This is a genomic window from Streptomyces sp. NPDC038707, assembly GCF_040636485.1.
Taxonomy (GTDB): domain Bacteria; phylum Actinomycetota; class Actinomycetes; order Streptomycetales; family Streptomycetaceae; genus Streptomyces.
The window spans coordinates 1-1,040 of record NZ_JBEZUP010000113.1 but is presented as its reverse complement, the minus strand read 5'-3'; the positions used below and the strand labels follow the sequence as shown (position 1 = coordinate 1,040).

The following is a 1,040-nucleotide window of genomic DNA, read 5'->3' as shown; positions in this document are numbered from 1 at the left end:
CCGACGACCTTCATCCCGTCCAGCAGCGTCTCGTTGACGATGTCCAGCGCCGGACGCCCGGCCAGCGCGGCATCCAGATCGGCCTCCAGACCGTTGCGCTCACCGTCGATGATCCGCCGCTTGAGCCGCTCCTCCAGCGGCAGCGCGGCCAGCTCCTCCGCCCTGCCCGCCTTCAGCGACTTCGCCGTGGCCCCCTCGAACAGCCGCATCAGCTTCTGCAGCGGGTCATAGCCCTCCGAGCGGCGGTCGTAGATCAGGTCGAGGGCGGTGGTGACCTCCTCCTCGCTGAACCGGGCGATCGGCAGGATCTTGCTCGCGTGCACGATCGCCGAGTCCAGACCCGCCTTGACACACTCGTCCAGGAACACCGAGTTCAGCAGGATCCGCGCGGCCGGGTTCAGACCGAAGGAGATGTTCGACAACCCCAGCGTGGTCTGCACCGCCGGATGGCGCCGCTTCAGCTCGCGGATCGCCTCGATGGTCGCGATGCCGTCCTTGCGGGACTCCTCCTGCCCCGTGCAGATCGTGAACGTCAGGGTGTCGATGAGGATGTCCTCCTCACGGATGCCCCAGTTCCCCGTCAGATCCGCGATCAGCCGCTCCGCGATGGCGACCTTCTTCTCAGGGGTACGGGCCTGGCCCTCCTCGTCGATGGTCAGCGCGATCAGCGCCGCGCCGTGCTCCCTGGCCAGCCGGGTGACCTGCGCGAAACGGGACTCGGGACCGTCACCGTCCTCGTAGTTCACCGAGTTGATCACCGCCCGGCCGCCCAGCTTCTCCAGACCCGCCCGGATCACCGGGACCTCGGTGGAGTCCAGCACGACCGGCAGCGTCGAGGCGGTGGCGAACCGGCCCGCCAGCTCCTCCATGTCCGCCACACCGTCCCGGCCGACATAGTCCACGCACAGGTCCAGCATGTGCGCGCCCTCACGGATCTGCTCCCGGGCCAGCTCCACACAGTCGTCCCAGCGGCCCTCCAGCATGGCCTCCCGGAACTTCTTCGACCCGTTCGCGTTCGTCCGCTCACCGATGGCCAGGTA

Annotated in this window: 1 protein-coding gene; it reads right to left on the bottom strand. The window is 68.4% G+C overall.

What is annotated here, in order from left to right; genetic code table 11:
* Nucleotides 1–1,040 (bottom strand): dihydropteroate synthase (locus AB0E62_RS40080; RefSeq protein WP_362206105.1); only part of this gene is annotated, 1,040 nt, incomplete at both ends.